We start from the raw sequence: 15213 nt of genomic DNA, 5'->3' as shown, positions 1-15213 counted from the left end.
TTCTTTTTTATGGGATTTTTGTATAATATGTACTACATATATACTAAAAATTTCATTTAGAGATGGAGCCGATTTCAATGTTTGAGCAAGCTATTGAAAAAAAACGTGAAAAAATGATCTATTTTGCTGAACGCTACGGAATGACTTCTCAAAAAACAGTGGATTGTAGCCAAGAACTGGACAGGCTCTTAAATGTAATTTGGCATGTACATACGGATTTTCAACCTAATCAAACATTCGAAACACACACGTAATAACGTGTGTGTTTCTTTTATTTCAAAAAAACACACATTTTATTGAAAACGCCCATACAATAGTAGAAAAGAAAATTTTAAAAACGAAAGGTGTTTTATATGCCAGCTATGGTCGGACATATTCGTATCGTCAATATTGGGTCAAGTGGTATTTTTCACATTGGAGATGTATTTGCGATTAGGCCTATTAGTTATTCACGTGCTTTCGCTGGGGCCGGCTCTTTTAACGTTGGAGATAATGTTTCTGTCTACAATTATCAAAGCGCAACGACTGTCAATGATTCAGATGTAATCGATCAAGCGATAATTGGTTCAACTTAAAGGAGGCAATTGCATTGAATTTTTACGTGAACCAAAGTATTATCATTAACAGTATTAGAATCGATAGCATTACGACTTCTTCTGTATTCCAAATTGGTACGGCCGGAAGTATTAAAGCTCTATCTAAATTTTCAAATACGGGTGGATTTACAGAGCCTCTTCGCCCATTACAGGCGAAAGGACAAATTATTTCTATCAAACCATCAAACAGTTCTTCTTAAGGCATCCTTGTCATAAATATATAGTAGGAATATATTTACCCTCCCTATTGAAAAGGAGGTTTCACAAAATGAATCAAGATATATATACTTACTTACACCAACTTCAGCAAGCTCTCCAAATACAACAAGCAACCATCCTTAGCCTAGAAGATCAAGTCCGCCAATTACAAGAAGAGCTTAATGAATTAAAAAGTCGCCCCTCCTCTTCTATAGGAAAAGTGGAATACAAATTCGATCAATTAAAAGTAGAAAATTTAAATGGTACTTTAAATATTGGTTTAAATCCATTTTCAACAAAAGGACAACAAATTGAAGATTTTCAAGTTGATACAGAAACATTGAAGGTCAATCCTGAAACTGACACCAACCCTGACTTTTATCAAGGTATCCTTCAAGAAATGCATCGCTACTTAGATGAAGAAGCATATAATCGAATTCTCCATTTTGAACAAGAAGAGAGAACACCGCTTGATGAAATGTATCGACAAATGATGGTTGATGACATAAAAAAACAGATGGAGCATAGACTTCCTTATTATTTATCACAAGCTCAATCATATGAAGGTATTTCAACAGATCCAGATTATTTACGAGACCTCATTATTCAAGCAATGAAACAAGATATCGACAAAGCCTTTCTATCCTTTATTCAGCACATACCGGGAAATTTCCGAAAGGAGTAAGTATGTATGAATCTTAACGTTGTAAATCGCGAGTTAAAAGTCGGACAGATTAAAATGAACGGTGTATCTTCGTCCGCTCTCTTTTTAATTGGGGATGCAAATTTCCTCATTTTATCTTCTATTCTTGATACACCGTTTGAAACTGTTACAGAGGGTCCATTTGTACCATTAGTAACAGATGTCCCTCCTACTCCAGGTTAAGGAGACTGAGAAATTATGTTACATCATGTGTCTATTGTCCAAAATGTTTCTATTATTTCTTTAGGGATTACTGCTGTATTTCAAGTTGGAGATGCAAATCAAATGGAATTAAAAAGTAGAGCTCTTGCCGTCCACAGGGAAATCCCTTGTTATATAAAAGGTGAAGGGCGCTTAGATGCATTTGAAATCTTTACAGATGAACACATTACAATCCCAAAGCGAACGACAGATGTCAAATTAAATATTATAAATGAATGCCCTTTTATTGAAGTAAATAACGTTGAATTGCGAACACTTTTAAATTCTGGTTGCTTTCAAATTGGAAATGTTGATTATGTTTTTAATAACTCTCGTATTATGCAAATCCGCCAATATATTACGGATGAACCTTCCGCTCAATAATTCATATAGTAATTAAAAAGCTTAGTAAAGTAGGTGGATGGTATGCCTTCTGTTGTTGGAAATCTCGTCGTTCAAAACAGTAACGGTTCTTTCAATTTAGGAGATTTTTATAACGTGTCTCCGAAAGAAAACACGAAAGCCTATAACGGATCTGGAGCTTCCAATGTTGGGTTTGTCGTGAATACGTTTAACGGTGTTAGTGCAACAAATACGTTTGATTCTGATGTGGCAGATCAAGATCAGATTGGAACAGCGTAAAAAAGAGGTGTCTCCTATAGGTGACACCTCTTTTTTATATGAAATAGTAACGGATCTTTTCTTTGAAAATTATTCATCACATCACCATTTATTTAAATGATAATCCGCCCTCCTCCAAAGCCTTTCTAAGCTTTGGTAAAGATGCGGGGCCCATACCATGCAGTTTTAAAATTTCTTTTTCACTATATTTTGAGAGCTCTTCTACAGTGTGAATACCATGGTGCTCTAATGCCCTTCTTGCTGGTGCTGAAAGAAGAGAGAGAAAACCTTCTTTTGGCTTTCTCTCTTTCTCACAGGTTGGGCAAGTTGGACAATCGCTACTTTTATAGTACTCGTGTCCCTGTTCACAAGTTCTTAACGTTGCCATTTTTTATAGCCCCTTTCTGTTGTCTATTCCTCAATATTCACAACATGATTCCCATCAAAGAAGTATAAACATTTCTCTTTCACAGGATGTTGTAAGCTTTTCTCGAGTGCTTTTGCATATAACGAAAGCTGCACTTTATAGCGATCTTCTAAAATTGGTTTTGCTTGTTCAAATCCGCCTGGGAATTTACCTTCAATCGTATCTGTTTTGAAATCGATTAGCGTAATACCATCTTCTTCTTCAATCATGCAGTCGATAACCCCTTGGACAAGAATCGATTCCCCGCTATTCCCTTGCCAATCTTGATATGCTTCTTCTACTGATAGCATCATCGTAAATGGAACTTCACGCTCAACACTTTTCGCCGCTAATACCCTTTTACCTAGGTCACTGTCAAAGAATGAAATTACTTTTTCAATCGCTATTTCTTCCGCCTGCTCGAATGTTAACAATTCCTTATTTACCATTCCAGCAATTTGTTCTTGAAGAACTTCAACCGTAATCGGCTTCTTCAAATCTACATGTTGCATAACGGTATGGACTGCCGTCCCACGCTCTGCGTACGTTAATCCTTTTTTCTCCATAAAGCGCGGACGTGTTTTAATTGGTGCACGTAGTTTTTTAATAAAGGCGTTATCGCTGCCTTCTTCAGACTGATAATTTCTCTTTATTTCTGTAACGGATTGCTTCGCACGATGAGAGGTTGCTTCCTCATACCCGTACTTCCACATTAACCTATCGTACACTTCTTCTTTTCGTTCACTTTGTAATGGCACAGCCTTTTTCTCACGAAGTGCTTCTAACAACTCTTGTTTCTCTTCTTGAACTGGCTCTGGTGCAAGTAGCGTGTTACCGTCCACAACTTCTACTTTCCAGCTAGTGTCATACCCGTAAATTTCATCTGGAATACTTCCTTGTCCTAATTCAAGAAGTATTTCACTATCACGATGTCTATATAATGAAGGTGCAATCCAGTCTAAATAGCAAGACGCTCCAGCACGTATGTGATCTGGTAATAACCATTCACTATGTTCCCTCGCATCGAGCCATTTTTCCATTTCCTTATTTGCATCCTTAACTGTTCCGATTAAAATTAACTTCTCTTTTGCACGCGTTAAAGCTACGTATAATACGCGCATTTCTTCCGCAATTAATTCCATTTTCATTTTACGTTTAATTGCAAGTTGCGATAATGTCGTATATTTAATTCGTTTACGCGGATCAATGAACTGTGAACCGAAACCGAAGTCTTTATGCAGTAAGAAACGTTTCATTAAATCTTGTGTATTAAAACGACGACCGAGTCCAGCTACAAATACGACCGGGAACTCAAGTCCCTTACTTTTATGAATCGTCATAATGCGAACAACATCTTCTTGTTCACCAAGAGCTCTCGCCGTCCCCATATCGTCACCGCGTTCTAAAATACGTTCAATAAAACGTAAGAAGCGGAATAATCCTCTAAATGATGTTGCTTCATATTGCCTTGCGCGGTCATATAATACACGCAAGTTTGCCTGCCTTTGCTTTCCAGCTGGTAAACCGCCGACAAAGTCATAATACCCTGTCTCACCGTACACTTTCCAAATTAAATCAGAAAGTGATTGTTGGCGCGCGAATTCACGCCATCCTTGTAGTAAGTTATAAAACCATTCTAGTTTTTCATGAAGTTCTTGTTCTTCTTCAAGCGGTGCACCTTTTAAGAATGAGCTCATTACTTCATAAAATGACCCTTTCTTTCCGTGAGCACGAAGCGTCGCAAGTTCTTCATCATTTAATCCAACGATCGGTGAACGAAGTACTGCTGCAAGTGGAATATCTTGCATCGGATTATCAATAACGCGGAATACGTTCATCATAATATTTACTTCTGTCGCTTCAAAGTAACCAGTCGCAAGGTCTGCATATACTGGAATTCCTTGTAGTTTTAACTCTTCCATAATTTGCGGTGCCCACGGCATAGAGCGAAGTAAAATAACGAAATCACGATATTGCACTGGTCGCATACTATCCGTTTTTCGGTCATACACTTCATAACCTGAATCGACCATCGCTTTAATGCGCTGCGCCATAAGACGAGCTTCCAGTTGCGCCTTTTCGACTTCCGTACCTTCTTCACCCTCTAGTACTTCTTCTTCCGTTTGCTGAATGCATAATAATTCAGCCGCTACATCTTCACCTATTGGATAGCTAGCACCTAGCTTTAATTCAGCGTCAGCATCGTAATCGATTTCCCCAACTTCTTCGCCCATAATTTGTTTGAAAATAAAGTTCGTACCTGCTAGTACTTCATGACGACTACGGAAGTTTTTCGCTAAATCAATCTTCATTCCGCCGCCCGATCCTTCTTGCGTGAAGCGTTTATACTTTCCTAAGAATAAGCCTGGTTCTGCTAGTCGGAAACGGTAGATTGACTGTTTTACGTCACCAACCATGAACAAGTTCCCTTCACTCTCAGAATCTTTCGTTACGAATTTAATAATGGATTCCTGTACGAAGTTCGTATCTTGATATTCATCGACTAGTACTTCTGCAAATTTATTACGATATTGAAGCGCTACTGCTGATGGCTTCACTTCATCATTTTCACTTTGTTCACTTAAAATTTGCAAACAGAAATGCTCTAAATCTGTGAAATCAACCATTCCTTTATCTCGCTTCATCGCTTGGAAACGCTCTGTAAAGACTTTTACGAGCTTCACGAGTTTTTCTAATACAGGATGCATATCTTGAAAATCTCGTAAGAAACTTTCAGGTTTGCGGCTAAATAACTCTTCTTGTAATTTCTTCACTTCATCTTTCGCTTTATTACGAAGAGAGTCTACTTGTTTTACAACATCCTCGTTGTAATCACTTTTCTTAATACGCTTTAACGTTTGCCACGATACGTTTTGCATCGCTTCATACACGCTTGTCCACGATTCACGAGCTGCTGATGATAACATTCCAAGTAAAGCTGCATCCGCTTGCAGGGTTTCAACGCGAGGCGCCGGGCCGTCAGGAAGCATTGCGAGTTCGGTTGCTTTACGAATATGTTGTTCCGCTGTTTCAAGCTGGAATCTCACATCTTCTAATAGGTAAGAAGCATACACTAAATCTTCAATTGTCTTTCCTTCCACGTCGTATGCTTCTACTAATTTATCGAGCCATTTTTCCGGATTTGGATGCGCTCTTGATTCTGTATGAAGCGCTAAAATCATTCTTTGTAAGTCATCATCACTACGGTCACTCGTATAGCGATCAACTAATTCAAAGAAAATACTATTATCTTCGATTCCATACTCTTCTTCTAATATGTCATCTAGCACTTCTTCTTTTAACAACTCATTTTCTGTTTGATTTGCAATACGAAAACGAGGATCAACATCCAGCATGTAGTAATACCCTCTAATTACTTGTAAACAAAATGAATGGATCGTTGAAATAGATGCTTTATTTAATAGGCTCAGCTGTTTTCTTACATGTTGAGATCCTGGCTCATCAATTAGTACTTTTTCTAACGCTTCTCCAATTCGATTTTTCATCTCTTGCGCCGCTGCATTCGTAAATGTTACAACGAGCAGGCGATCGACATCGACTGGATTTTCCTCATTAATAATCTTTTTAATCATACGTTCAACTAATACTGCTGTTTTTCCCGATCCAGCTGCTGCTGCGACTAAAATGTCACGTCCATTCGCTACAACGGCTTTCCACTGGTCATCTGTCCATTGACTACCTTCTGGTTTTTTAGGCCAATTCTCTATCATTCTCCGTCAACCTCCTCTCTAATTTTCTCCATCGCTTCACTATCTTTCATATCTTTTAACGTACGGAATTGATTATCTTCAAGTGATTCATCAAACTGACAGACAGATTTGAAGTTACAGAACGTACATGCCGCTTTATTCCCCTTTTTGTAAGGAGCAATATCAATAACACCTTCTGTAATGTCTTTTCCGATATTTTCAAACGTATGGTGTACATATTTTTGCAGTACGTTAAACTCTTGCTCACTTGCAATGCTAGAACGCGCACTAAAACTACCGTCTTTTTTCAGACCAGCAGAAATAATATCTGAACTTCCTGTTGAAAGTTTGTTATCCATTAAACGAACAACGTCAGCATCTCCTAGTACGAGGCCTTTCATTTTAAATTTCTTTAAAATTTCTTTTTCAATTTCAGCTTCAGATGCGTCACCTTTCATTTCAACAATCGGATTATGAATATGAAAGTACAGTACACCAGCAGGTGATGCTGCGTGGCCTTTTTTCATCCACGTTTGTGCATTTGTAGTAACGACATCTAAATACGTTAACATTTGAAGTGCCAATCCGTAATACACTTCCGTTAAGTCTAACGCTTTTGAACTTGATTTATAATCAATAATACGAAGGAATGTTCCGTTTTCATCTTCAGCCTTATCCACACGGTCAATACGGCCGATAACTTCCATCTTCACACCATTTGGTAATGAGAATTCCATCGGCGGAAGCGATCCCGTACCGCCCATACCGAATGGCACCTCTAAATCAACTGGTACGAAACCGCTCGACTTCGCGTGTTCACGAAGAATGATTGACGTACGGAAAATGATTTGTTGTAGTTTTTGTTTTAAATAGAAATGACGATTTGAGCTTAATAAAATTTGTCTTTGTAATAACGGTGCGATTTCTTCTATTACTAAAACAGAAAGATGCTCACACTCTTTTATTGATAAATCCGCCCAAGTGCGGTTTTCGCGTAATAGCCTGTCTGCAATTCTCTTCAGTGCTGCATGGAATAGTTCACCGATATCTGGTGCATCTAGTTTAAAAACATCACGCTCTCTTAACGATAAACCGTGCTGCGCGAAATGAGCGTACGCACAACGGTTGAAGAGTTCCATACGAGAAACGCTTCCTTTTATTTTATCTCCGTATAAATCTCTACTTACTACCGTACTTAGTTTCTGCGCACGATTTCGATAGAATAAACTCGATAACACGCGACTACTTTTTTGTTTCCATTCATCCGAAGTGACGTAGAAGTTATAGACGTCCCACCAAAAATCTAGATTCCCTTCAAATCCGTATCGCTTCCACGTTTGTAGTTGCTGCATGACATAAGATAACGTCACTTCTGGCGTTGCTACGTATGAAATTTGTTCCGAACGCGATAAGTCGTTTACGTCATTCGTAATAAACGAGTCTTTCACATTAGGGAACATTCTTTTTATTTTCTTAATAAAGCTAGATGCAAGTAATGTCTTTCCTTCTTCATCTGCAAGTGGGCATGAAATATATAATTTCTCAGACGCTCTCGTTACCATCTGATACATAACGAACTGCTCTTCTAATAAAGTTTGTCTCGTCGTTGGCGCGAGTTCAATTCCTGCCGCACCAAGAACTTCTCTTTCCTCATCAGAAAGCATCCCTTCATCCATCGGTGCTGCTGGAATAACTCCTTCATTTACGCCGATAATAAACGTTGCTTTCACATCTGATAACCTGGAGTGATCAATATTGGCAACTAATACTTGATCTAATGATGGCGGAATGTTAGCGAATTGAAGTGCCTCAAGTCCTGTCGACATAACGTCCGTGAACATTGATAGTGACATCTTCTCCTCACCAAGCATTTCTACAAACGTATCAAGAAGGCTCATTACTTCTTCCCATACTTGTTCATGGTCTGTTGCAAATAAGAAATCTCCGCTCTCTTCTGCACGTATACGTAATTCTTCTAACTTCTTTGGAACGTCAAGTTCTTCTAAAAATAAGTAAACCGCTTCGCACATTTGCATCACTGTTCCCGCACGCTTTAACCTTTTTTGCATGCGAATAACTGGCGTTCTTACAACATCACGCAGCCTGTTTATTTTCTCTTCCATTTCACGTTCAATATCTGTTATCATTCCGTTTGTATCGTCAAGTGAACGGTAACGGCGATACATCCACGGATCCTCAGAAGTCCATCTCTTCCCTTGTACACCGTACGCTAAACAGTAGTTTTCGAACTCATCCATCTCTTCACGCATCATTTCTTTCCTTACGTCTAATGGATATAAAAGCTCTGTTTTCACGCAGCGAAACACCGCGTCATAACGCCAATTTCCGCTAATAATTTCTAAGGCAGAACGAATACACTCTACTAATGGATGATGTGACATCGGGCGTTTTTCATCGATGAAGTGTGGAATATTATAATCTGTAAATAACGTTCGCATCACATCGTAATAACTTTCCCCGTTACGAAGAAGTACTGCAATATCTCGATAACGATACGTTTCATCCGCGACAAGTCTACGAATTTCACGAGCAACCCCTTCTACTTCAGCTCGTAAATTCGCCGCTGTACTAATTGTTACACTTGCTTCATCATAATACTTTTCATTCGGACGCGCTTCATAATGCGTTTCTAAATGAGCTAATGCCGGAGAATGAAAACGCGGTTGTTCCATAAGTGGAATTGTTTTTTCAATTTCTATTTTCTCTTCACGCGCTACTTGTTTTATTTTTTCATATGTTAACGTCGTTTCATAAAATAAATCCAGTTCATTCACTGGCTGCGCTAATGTTTTTTCATCTATCGTTAACGTAATTGTGACTCTCGCTCCACAAATCATGAGCTGTCTTACAATTTCAAGTTCTTGCGGAGAAAATGAATGAAACCCATCTATATAAATTTCAGCACCATTTACATACTCAGACTGCGGAAGCTTTTCCACTAGCAATTGTAAATAGTCTTCTGAATCTAAATATTTCCCGATTAAAGCACGTTCAAAATCATCATATAATAGCTGTAAATCATATACTTTATTCGCTAATAACTTTTGCTCAGCACTGCTACTATGCGCATCTAATTGTTGCCACATTTCATATACGTTAGATGGCGTCACATTGTAACGTTTAAACTCCGCAATCATACTGCCAAGATGCTCAAAGAAACCGTTTTGCTCCGCTGCTTTTTGGAACACCGATAATCCATCTTTACGAGATTCTACAATTTTACGAAGTAACATATGCACACCCGCTTCATCAATATGAAGACGACTCGCTCCGCCAACTTCTTGCAACACCTTCCAAGCTAATCGTGAAAAACTAAAAACTTGTGCCCGAATAGAACCTCTTACATCCTCACTTTCAATTAACGCCTGCTGCGTCTGGAATGTCATCTGTTCTGGCACAAGATATAATATTGTTTTGCCTCTCGGGCGCTGTTTTAACTCTTCTTGCACTTCTCGTAAACAAAGTGTACTCTTTCCACTTCCCGCTCTACCAATCACCAATCGAAGTGACATGTAACCCCACCTTTCACTTACACAACGAACGTTAGTTTGCTACTATAATTGTATTATAGTACACGAAAAAAGACAAACGGAGTTGTTTGTCTTTTCTATACTTCTACTTCATTATATCAACCTTTTGAAAAATTCGTTTGCACCTCTTGAATTGGCCAATATCTTAAATCGACTTTACCGACAACTGTATCAGCCTTCACAAAGCCAAAGTGTCTACTATCCCAGCTCCCAAGGCGGTTATCGCCTATTACAAAAATATGACCAGCTGGCACCACCTTTTCTTTCGTTAACTCTTCTAATGTAAAATCACCTGTTAGTTGCCTTCCATTTATCTCTTTCTTGTACTTCTCTAAATAAGGCTCATCAATAAATTGACCGTTTATATACAACTTATCATGCTTATATTCAATATGGTCTCCAGGTAAACCGATAATTCGCTTTACATAGTCTTCTTTTTTATTCGCATGAAAAACGACGACATCGAACCTGTTCAAGTCCCCCACTTGATAACTCACCTTATTTACAACGAGCATATTGCCATCCTGCAATGTCGGCATCATTGACTTCCCCTCTACAACGTACGTTGAAAAGAAAAACGTTCGAAAAAATACAGCTAATAGTACACCAATTAAAATTGTTCGTATCCACTCTAGGCCTTCTTTTTTCAAAGTTTTCTTCATCCGCTTCTCCCCTTACCCTTTAATAATGAAGCTTGCATTTATAAAGTGAAACTTAATCGGTGGGGGTTTTGTTCATCCCGCACCGATCGGGCAGTTTGATCCCCACCTAACTTCTCTGCTTCAGCCGAATTTTTTGGAGGGAGTTTCACTGCCCTCAAATAGTGGGACAAAGAAGACTATTCTTAATGTAGTTCTAACTTTACTTCAATTCTTTTACCGACATACCATAAAATAAAAATAACAATCGCTACAATAACTGATTTCACCGGCTTATGAATAAACGACATTAAATCATGACCGATGTACGTTAAAATAAAAATCATCACAAGCTTCCCGAATGCGAGCGCAAGTCCGAACTGTTTTACGCTAATGCGAGATAAACCAGCTACAACGTTTATAAGCGCAGACGGTGTAAACGGAAAACAAAATATAACAAACACTGGCGCGAATCCTTTCCTTTCAATCCACCCCATTGCCTTGCGCACTTTCTCATGCTTATTTACAAAAGAAAAGAAACGGCTTCGTCCAAAATGGCGGATAATGAAAAAAACAAGCATAGCACCGATTACTGATCCAAGCCATGAATAAAGGAAACCCAGCCAAAATCCAAATGCAACAGCATTCGCTAGTACAAACACAATAAGTGGTAATGCTGGAATAAGCGCCTCTATCATCGGCAAACCGATGCCAAGAAGCGGTCCGAACGCCTTATAACTTTCAACAATATGATCCATATTTTCTGGTGAAAAATACTCTTTGATTGACTGAAAATCCATTCTACACTTTACCCCTTTACTCTAATTACTACCTCTACTGTATCATTGCTTTTCTGAAAGAGGAAATGGTAGATACGACATATGGAGATGTAATTATTAAGTTTCCATGTCCTTCATTAGAATTCCTTCATTATTTAGCTATGATAATCTTTCAATATTCGACAGGATATGAAGATAATTTAGACACTATACACAAATTGTAACTTAACGGTTACGTTTGATGAAAAAGCAGAAACTACAGAAAGGAATAATTCGTCTTTTTCAAAAAAATACCCTTACTGCACGTAAGGGTATTTCTACCTATATAGAAAGAAGTATCATGTATGCCACAAATATAAAATGATATATATTCACACTACATTAAATATATATAAGGAAATTACCATTATATTGTTCCATTAAAGAACAATATATTTGTACATCTCACTCGGTTTATTTATGAATCTTACAGCGTAAACTGTATATATAATGAAATAAAAAAAGGATGAGTCTCCTCATCCTTTTCCTCTCACACATCTTCTTCCCTAACAAAATACACTTTCTCATAAGCTGGTCTTAATGTTGATTCATCTCTTTTATCAATTTCTTTAAAACAAGGATTTCCTTGTTTCTTCTTTCGATCTTCATATTCTGTACGCAGTTTCGCTGTACGATTTTGTTGATTTTCAAAACTACTTTTTGATATTTCTAATTTCACAGCAAGGCCATTTATAAATCGAATCATAAGATTTCCATCTTTTAATTCTCGATTACTTTCGATATAAAAATGCGACAGCCACGCGCACTCTTTTCTAGAATAAGAATAAGTAGGGAAAAAATAAAGTTGATCTGTCGGACTGATTGCAATCGGTGCTTTATGTGTAATGTGCGTTAACTCTTTCGTTCCTTCTTTTCTGCCCAAAAAACTAGATCCATGCTTACGACAACTTCTCTCTATAATATCTAGAGGCTTTTGAAATACGAAAAAAGAATCTTCCATTTCAACAACTCGCGTAACAATTTTCTTTTCACTTAGAATAACAGGAAGTAAGGCCATTGTATTTTTAGTTACAACATAATTTTCGACATAGCGTTCTACTTTGCTTTCCATATCCTATTATCTCCTTTTTTCATTTTCTATTTATATTAGCAGCTGCATATATAATTTTAGCACCTATGAAAAGGAAATAGGTAACAGGTTCCGCTTTTTTACAATTTTTTATCATTTATCAAACATTTGTCAAACAATAAAATCACGATATATAAATTAAATAGTTTTATAACCATAAAAACAGCATTTATACTACCTATAAATATTTATTATCCCTTCCTCTTTTTACATCATTACAACAATTAACTTTGCTATAATTAAAATATAAATCCAATATATGGAGGGCCCTTATGGAAGAAAAAGAGCTCCAACCATCGATTCAAATGAAAAATAGTAGCGTCATTATCGTGAAAAACTCAGCTAGTATTATATTCGGTTTATTTTTCATTCTGCTATTCTTCGCTAAACCATTTCGTAAATCGAAATGTCCTGAATGTAAAAAACGCGAGAAGAAAAAAGCAGGAAAAGAAGAGTAAAAGGCCTTCCTTTTTGGAAAGCCTTTTACTCTTCTTCATTACCTCTATAAACGTCGAGTACAACTTCATTTACATATATCTCAACAACAAAAAAAGGATGGCATGAGCCATCCTTTTTTCCATCATCAACTATAAAATTATAGTTTGATTACGTTTTTAGCTTGAGGTCCACGGTTGCCTTCTTCGATTTCGAAGCTAACTTTTTGACCTTCTTCTAAAGATTTGAAACCTTCAGTTTCGATTGCAGAGAAATGTACGAATACATCGTTTTCGCCTGGAACTTCGATGAAACCGAAGCCTTTTTCGTTGTTAAACCATTTTACTTGTCCTGTTACTGCCATGATTATTTCCTCCTAAGAAAATACAAATTATTTTAGTCTTCCTGTATAAAAAAAGAATCCACACATTATCAAACACGAAACATAAACTAGTTCTCACATACTTTTTCTCGTTCGTTTTCGGCACTTGATAATATATGGATTGCTTAATTTAACTATTCAACTGACATCATCATAGCATACTTAAAATAAAATGTACAATCTTTTTTGAAAATAACTGACAAATCAAGTTGAGTATACGCTCACAAATATATTATATTAACATGTGCAAATTTCAATATTAAATAAACAAACACAACATTTGAATACGATTACATTTCTTTTTCCGAACTGTTAAAATATAATCATATAGTGTTTACTGGAGGGGATTTATTAGATGTCAAACTACACTAACGAAGAAAAGTTAACAGGGGGAAACGTCTCAAACGTATATCGTTCTGAAAATACTGTTCGGCGGGAATTAAAGCCAGACAGTACAAATATTCATAAGCTATTACGTCATCTAGAAAACAAAGGGTTTCATTATGCCCCAAAGTTTTTGGGCATAGATGAAAAAGATAGAGAGATTTTATCATTTATAGAAGGCGACGCAGGCAATTATCCTTTAAAAGAATTCATGTGGTCTAATGATGTGCTGAAAGAAATCGCAAAGATGCTCCGTCTGTACCATGATGCTGTAAGTGACTTTCCGTTATTAGCGGATTGGAAACCGATGGATCATACCCCACATAACATTGAGGTTTTATGCCACAATGATTTTGCTATATATAACATTATTTTCAATAATGAAAAGCCAGTCGGTATTATTGATTTTGACGTCGCTGCTCCTGGTCCAAGAATGTGGGATATCGCTTATACGCTTTATACTTGTGTACCTTTAAGTCGAGTGCATTATACGGAATCAGGTGAGGCAATTCATTACCACTCATCGCAACATGCAGGTCGTATTAAAGAAAGAGTAAAGTTGTTTGCTCAGTCCTACGATAAAGATATGGACGAAAATTACTTCGAAATGGTGTTACTACGTTTAGAAGGGTTATGTACATATGTGAAAAGAAAAGCACAAGAAGGAGACGGAAATTTCCAAAGAATGATTGATGAAGGACATCTAGATCATTATGAAAAAGATATGACGTTTATTCGTAAGCATGGGAAAGAATGGATCTAATATTATTTCTATTTTTGTTAGTAAATATATTTTAAGTTATGTTACATATATCCGAATAATCGTTCATATCGTTTCTTTTCCTACCGGAACTATCAAGCTAAAATCTCGAGATACCCCCTAACGAAATTTTAGCTTTCTATAGTTATGTAAGAGAATTCAGCCCATTTTTTCGTTTCACAAAAATTTTATAATAATTAAAATCACATTATAAAAATATTATATTATAATACAACTAGTTAAAGGGAAACTTTAATCAGTGGGGTTTTGTGCATCTCCCACGTAACTTCTTTGCTCCAGCCAACTTTTGAGGCGGGAGTCTTACTGCCGCAAATAGCGGGATAAAATTACAAGGCCGTTTGCCATGGGGGATTTACATACATGAAAAAGATTTTATTTTTGTTATTGGCTACTATTATTACGTTAACATACCTTCTAGTTTTTAATAAGACTATTGATTCTGAAATTAAAGGATTCCCTATACCTTATGAAGCTAAATTAATTCATACTACTGAGGAGATAGGTGAGTATGTATATAAAGGCGATTGTTTTGAATCAGGTTTATCTATATGGTATCAAATACATATAAAATTAAAGGGATGGGATAAGACTTTTGCAGAGGGTGGAATGAAAGTTTATGAGAAGGATAATAAAAAAGTAACCGTAATATATTTAACGGGAGAAGATGTTATCAGTTTATATAAAGAGTAATAAAAAAGG

Annotated in this window: 17 protein-coding genes; 10 read left to right on the top strand and 7 right to left on the bottom strand. The window is 36.9% G+C overall.

Going from position 1 to position 15213, the window contains the following annotated elements:
* Positions 1-77: 77 nt before the first annotated feature.
* The 7 genes from MHH42_RS05635 to gerPF all read left to right on the top strand — a co-directional run bounded on the left by MHH42_RS05635 (position 78) and on the right by gerPF (position 2340).
* Entirely contained in the window at positions 78-254 is a 177-nt protein-coding gene (locus MHH42_RS05635; protein WP_000462849.1) for an aspartyl-phosphate phosphatase Spo0E family protein, read from the top strand.
* A 99-nt stretch (positions 255-353) separates the two neighbouring features.
* Positions 354-575 (top strand): spore germination protein GerPA, encoded by a 222-nt coding sequence (gerPA, locus tag MHH42_RS05630; protein ID WP_001111187.1) that lies wholly within the window; start codon positions 354-356, stop codon positions 573-575.
* A gap of 14 nt (positions 576-589) precedes the next feature.
* Complete coding sequence (gene gerPB / locus MHH42_RS05625) at positions 590-796, top strand: spore germination protein GerPB (protein ID WP_001012514.1); 207 nt, start codon at positions 590-592, stop codon at positions 794-796.
* Positions 797-864: 68 nt separating this feature from the next.
* Positions 865-1479 (top strand): spore germination protein GerPC, encoded by a 615-nt coding sequence (gerPC, locus tag MHH42_RS05620; RefSeq protein WP_001070753.1) that lies wholly within the window; start codon positions 865-867, stop codon positions 1477-1479.
* Between the two features lie 6 nt (positions 1480-1485).
* Complete coding sequence (gerPD, locus tag MHH42_RS05615; protein WP_001052804.1) at positions 1486-1680, top strand: spore germination protein GerPD; 195 nt, start codon at positions 1486-1488, stop codon at positions 1678-1680.
* A 15-nt stretch (positions 1681-1695) separates the two neighbouring features.
* Positions 1696-2082 carry a spore germination protein GerPE gene (locus MHH42_RS05610; protein ID WP_000902326.1) on the top strand — a complete coding sequence of 129 codons (387 nt, stop codon included), beginning with the start codon at positions 1696-1698 and terminating at the stop codon, positions 2080-2082.
* Between the two features lie 42 nt (positions 2083-2124).
* Entirely contained in the window at positions 2125-2340 is a 216-nt protein-coding gene (gene gerPF / locus MHH42_RS05605) for a spore germination protein GerPF (RefSeq protein WP_001141566.1), read from the top strand.
* Positions 2341-2428: 88 nt separating this feature from the next.
* On the opposite strand, the gene MHH42_RS05600 is transcribed toward gerPF, so the two are convergent.
* The 6 genes from MHH42_RS05600 to MHH42_RS05575 all read right to left on the bottom strand — a co-directional run bounded on the left by MHH42_RS05600 (position 2429) and on the right by MHH42_RS05575 (position 12514).
* On the bottom strand, positions 2429-2707 hold the full coding sequence (locus MHH42_RS05600; RefSeq protein WP_000224035.1) for an RNA polymerase alpha subunit C-terminal domain-containing protein: 279 nt from the start codon (positions 2705-2707) through the stop codon (positions 2429-2431).
* A 23-nt stretch (positions 2708-2730) separates the two neighbouring features.
* Positions 2731-6456 carry a helicase-exonuclease AddAB subunit AddA gene (addA, locus tag MHH42_RS05595; RefSeq protein ID WP_097895930.1) on the bottom strand — a complete coding sequence of 1242 codons (3726 nt, stop codon included), beginning with the start codon at positions 6454-6456 and terminating at the stop codon, positions 2731-2733.
* Positions 6453-9968, bottom strand: a complete 3516-nt coding sequence (addB, locus tag MHH42_RS05590) for a helicase-exonuclease AddAB subunit AddB (RefSeq protein WP_097895927.1) — start codon at positions 9966-9968, stop codon at positions 6453-6455. The genes addA and addB overlap by 4 nt, the downstream gene beginning before the upstream one ends.
* A 116-nt stretch (positions 9969-10084) precedes the next feature.
* The gene (lepB, locus tag MHH42_RS05585; protein WP_000751914.1) at positions 10085-10648 is read right to left on the bottom strand and encodes a signal peptidase I; all 564 of its coding nucleotides are present in this window, start codon (positions 10646-10648) and stop codon (positions 10085-10087) included.
* 182 nt (positions 10649-10830) lie between these two features.
* Positions 10831-11424 carry a TVP38/TMEM64 family protein gene (locus tag MHH42_RS05580; RefSeq protein WP_000347508.1) on the bottom strand — a complete coding sequence of 198 codons (594 nt, stop codon included), beginning with the start codon at positions 11422-11424 and terminating at the stop codon, positions 10831-10833.
* Positions 11425-11932: 508 nt separating this feature from the next.
* On the bottom strand, positions 11933-12514 hold the full coding sequence (locus tag MHH42_RS05575; RefSeq protein ID WP_000444438.1) for a competence protein ComK: 582 nt from the start codon (positions 12512-12514) through the stop codon (positions 11933-11935).
* Positions 12515-12804: 290 nt separating this feature from the next.
* Between MHH42_RS05575 and MHH42_RS05570 the strand changes: the two genes are divergently transcribed.
* On the top strand, positions 12805-12990 hold the full coding sequence (locus MHH42_RS05570; protein ID WP_340892986.1) for a hypothetical protein: 186 nt from the start codon (positions 12805-12807) through the stop codon (positions 12988-12990).
* Between the two features lie 137 nt (positions 12991-13127).
* Here the strand turns inward: MHH42_RS05570 and cspA are convergent, their stop codons facing one another.
* Positions 13128-13331, bottom strand: a complete 204-nt coding sequence (gene cspA, locus MHH42_RS05565) for an RNA chaperone/antiterminator CspA (RefSeq protein ID WP_000301522.1) — start codon at positions 13329-13331, stop codon at positions 13128-13130.
* A 373-nt stretch (positions 13332-13704) separates the two neighbouring features.
* On the opposite strand from cspA, the gene MHH42_RS05560 reads away from it, so the two are divergent.
* Together MHH42_RS05560 and MHH42_RS05555 are read left to right on the top strand one after the other, a co-directional pair.
* Positions 13705-14496 carry a phosphotransferase gene (locus tag MHH42_RS05560; protein WP_097838073.1) on the top strand — a complete coding sequence of 264 codons (792 nt, stop codon included), beginning with the start codon at positions 13705-13707 and terminating at the stop codon, positions 14494-14496.
* Between the two features lie 378 nt (positions 14497-14874).
* Complete coding sequence (locus tag MHH42_RS05555) at positions 14875-15204, top strand: hypothetical protein (RefSeq protein WP_000721808.1); 330 nt, start codon at positions 14875-14877, stop codon at positions 15202-15204.
* Positions 15205-15213: the final 9 nt, after the last annotated feature.

Source organism: Bacillus sp. FSL L8-0099 (assembly GCF_038006385.1).
Lineage (GTDB): Bacteria > Bacillota > Bacilli > Bacillales > Bacillaceae_G > Bacillus_A > Bacillus_A toyonensis.
The sequence above is the reverse complement of the archived record's forward strand: the minus strand, read 5'-3'. Positions and strand labels throughout refer to the sequence as shown.

Excerpts from the sequence above, each read along its gene's own strand:
- MHH42_RS05635 (WP_000462849.1), top strand. The coding sequence starts at position 78 with ATGTTTGAGCAAGCTATTGAAAAAAAACGTGAAAAAATGATCTATTTT.
- gerPA (WP_001111187.1), top strand. The coding sequence starts at position 354 with ATGCCAGCTATGGTCGGACATATTCGTATCGTCAATATTGGGTCAAGT.
- gerPC (WP_001070753.1), top strand. The coding sequence starts at position 865 with ATGAATCAAGATATATATACTTACTTACACCAACTTCAGCAAGCTCTC.
- gerPD (WP_001052804.1), top strand. The coding sequence starts at position 1,486 with ATGAATCTTAACGTTGTAAATCGCGAGTTAAAAGTCGGACAGATTAAA.
- MHH42_RS05610 (WP_000902326.1), top strand. The coding sequence starts at position 1,696 with ATGTTACATCATGTGTCTATTGTCCAAAATGTTTCTATTATTTCTTTA.
- gerPF (WP_001141566.1), top strand. The coding sequence starts at position 2,125 with ATGCCTTCTGTTGTTGGAAATCTCGTCGTTCAAAACAGTAACGGTTCT.
- MHH42_RS05600 (WP_000224035.1), bottom strand. The coding sequence starts at position 2,707 with ATGGCAACGTTAAGAACTTGTGAACAGGGACACGAGTACTATAAAAGT.
- addA (WP_097895930.1), bottom strand. The coding sequence starts at position 6,456 with ATGATAGAGAATTGGCCTAAAAAACCAGAAGGTAGTCAATGGACAGAT.
- addB (WP_097895927.1), bottom strand. The coding sequence starts at position 9,968 with ATGTCACTTCGATTGGTGATTGGTAGAGCGGGAAGTGGAAAGAGTACA.
- lepB (WP_000751914.1), bottom strand. The coding sequence starts at position 10,648 with ATGAAGAAAACTTTGAAAAAAGAAGGCCTAGAGTGGATACGAACAATT.
- MHH42_RS05580 (WP_000347508.1), bottom strand. The coding sequence starts at position 11,424 with ATGGATTTTCAGTCAATCAAAGAGTATTTTTCACCAGAAAATATGGAT.
- MHH42_RS05575 (WP_000444438.1), bottom strand. The coding sequence starts at position 12,514 with ATGGAAAGCAAAGTAGAACGCTATGTCGAAAATTATGTTGTAACTAAA.
- MHH42_RS05570 (WP_340892986.1), top strand. The coding sequence starts at position 12,805 with ATGGAAGAAAAAGAGCTCCAACCATCGATTCAAATGAAAAATAGTAGC.
- cspA (WP_000301522.1), bottom strand. The coding sequence starts at position 13,331 with ATGGCAGTAACAGGACAAGTAAAATGGTTTAACAACGAAAAAGGCTTC.
- MHH42_RS05560 (WP_097838073.1), top strand. The coding sequence starts at position 13,705 with ATGTCAAACTACACTAACGAAGAAAAGTTAACAGGGGGAAACGTCTCA.
- MHH42_RS05555 (WP_000721808.1), top strand. The coding sequence starts at position 14,875 with ATGAAAAAGATTTTATTTTTGTTATTGGCTACTATTATTACGTTAACA.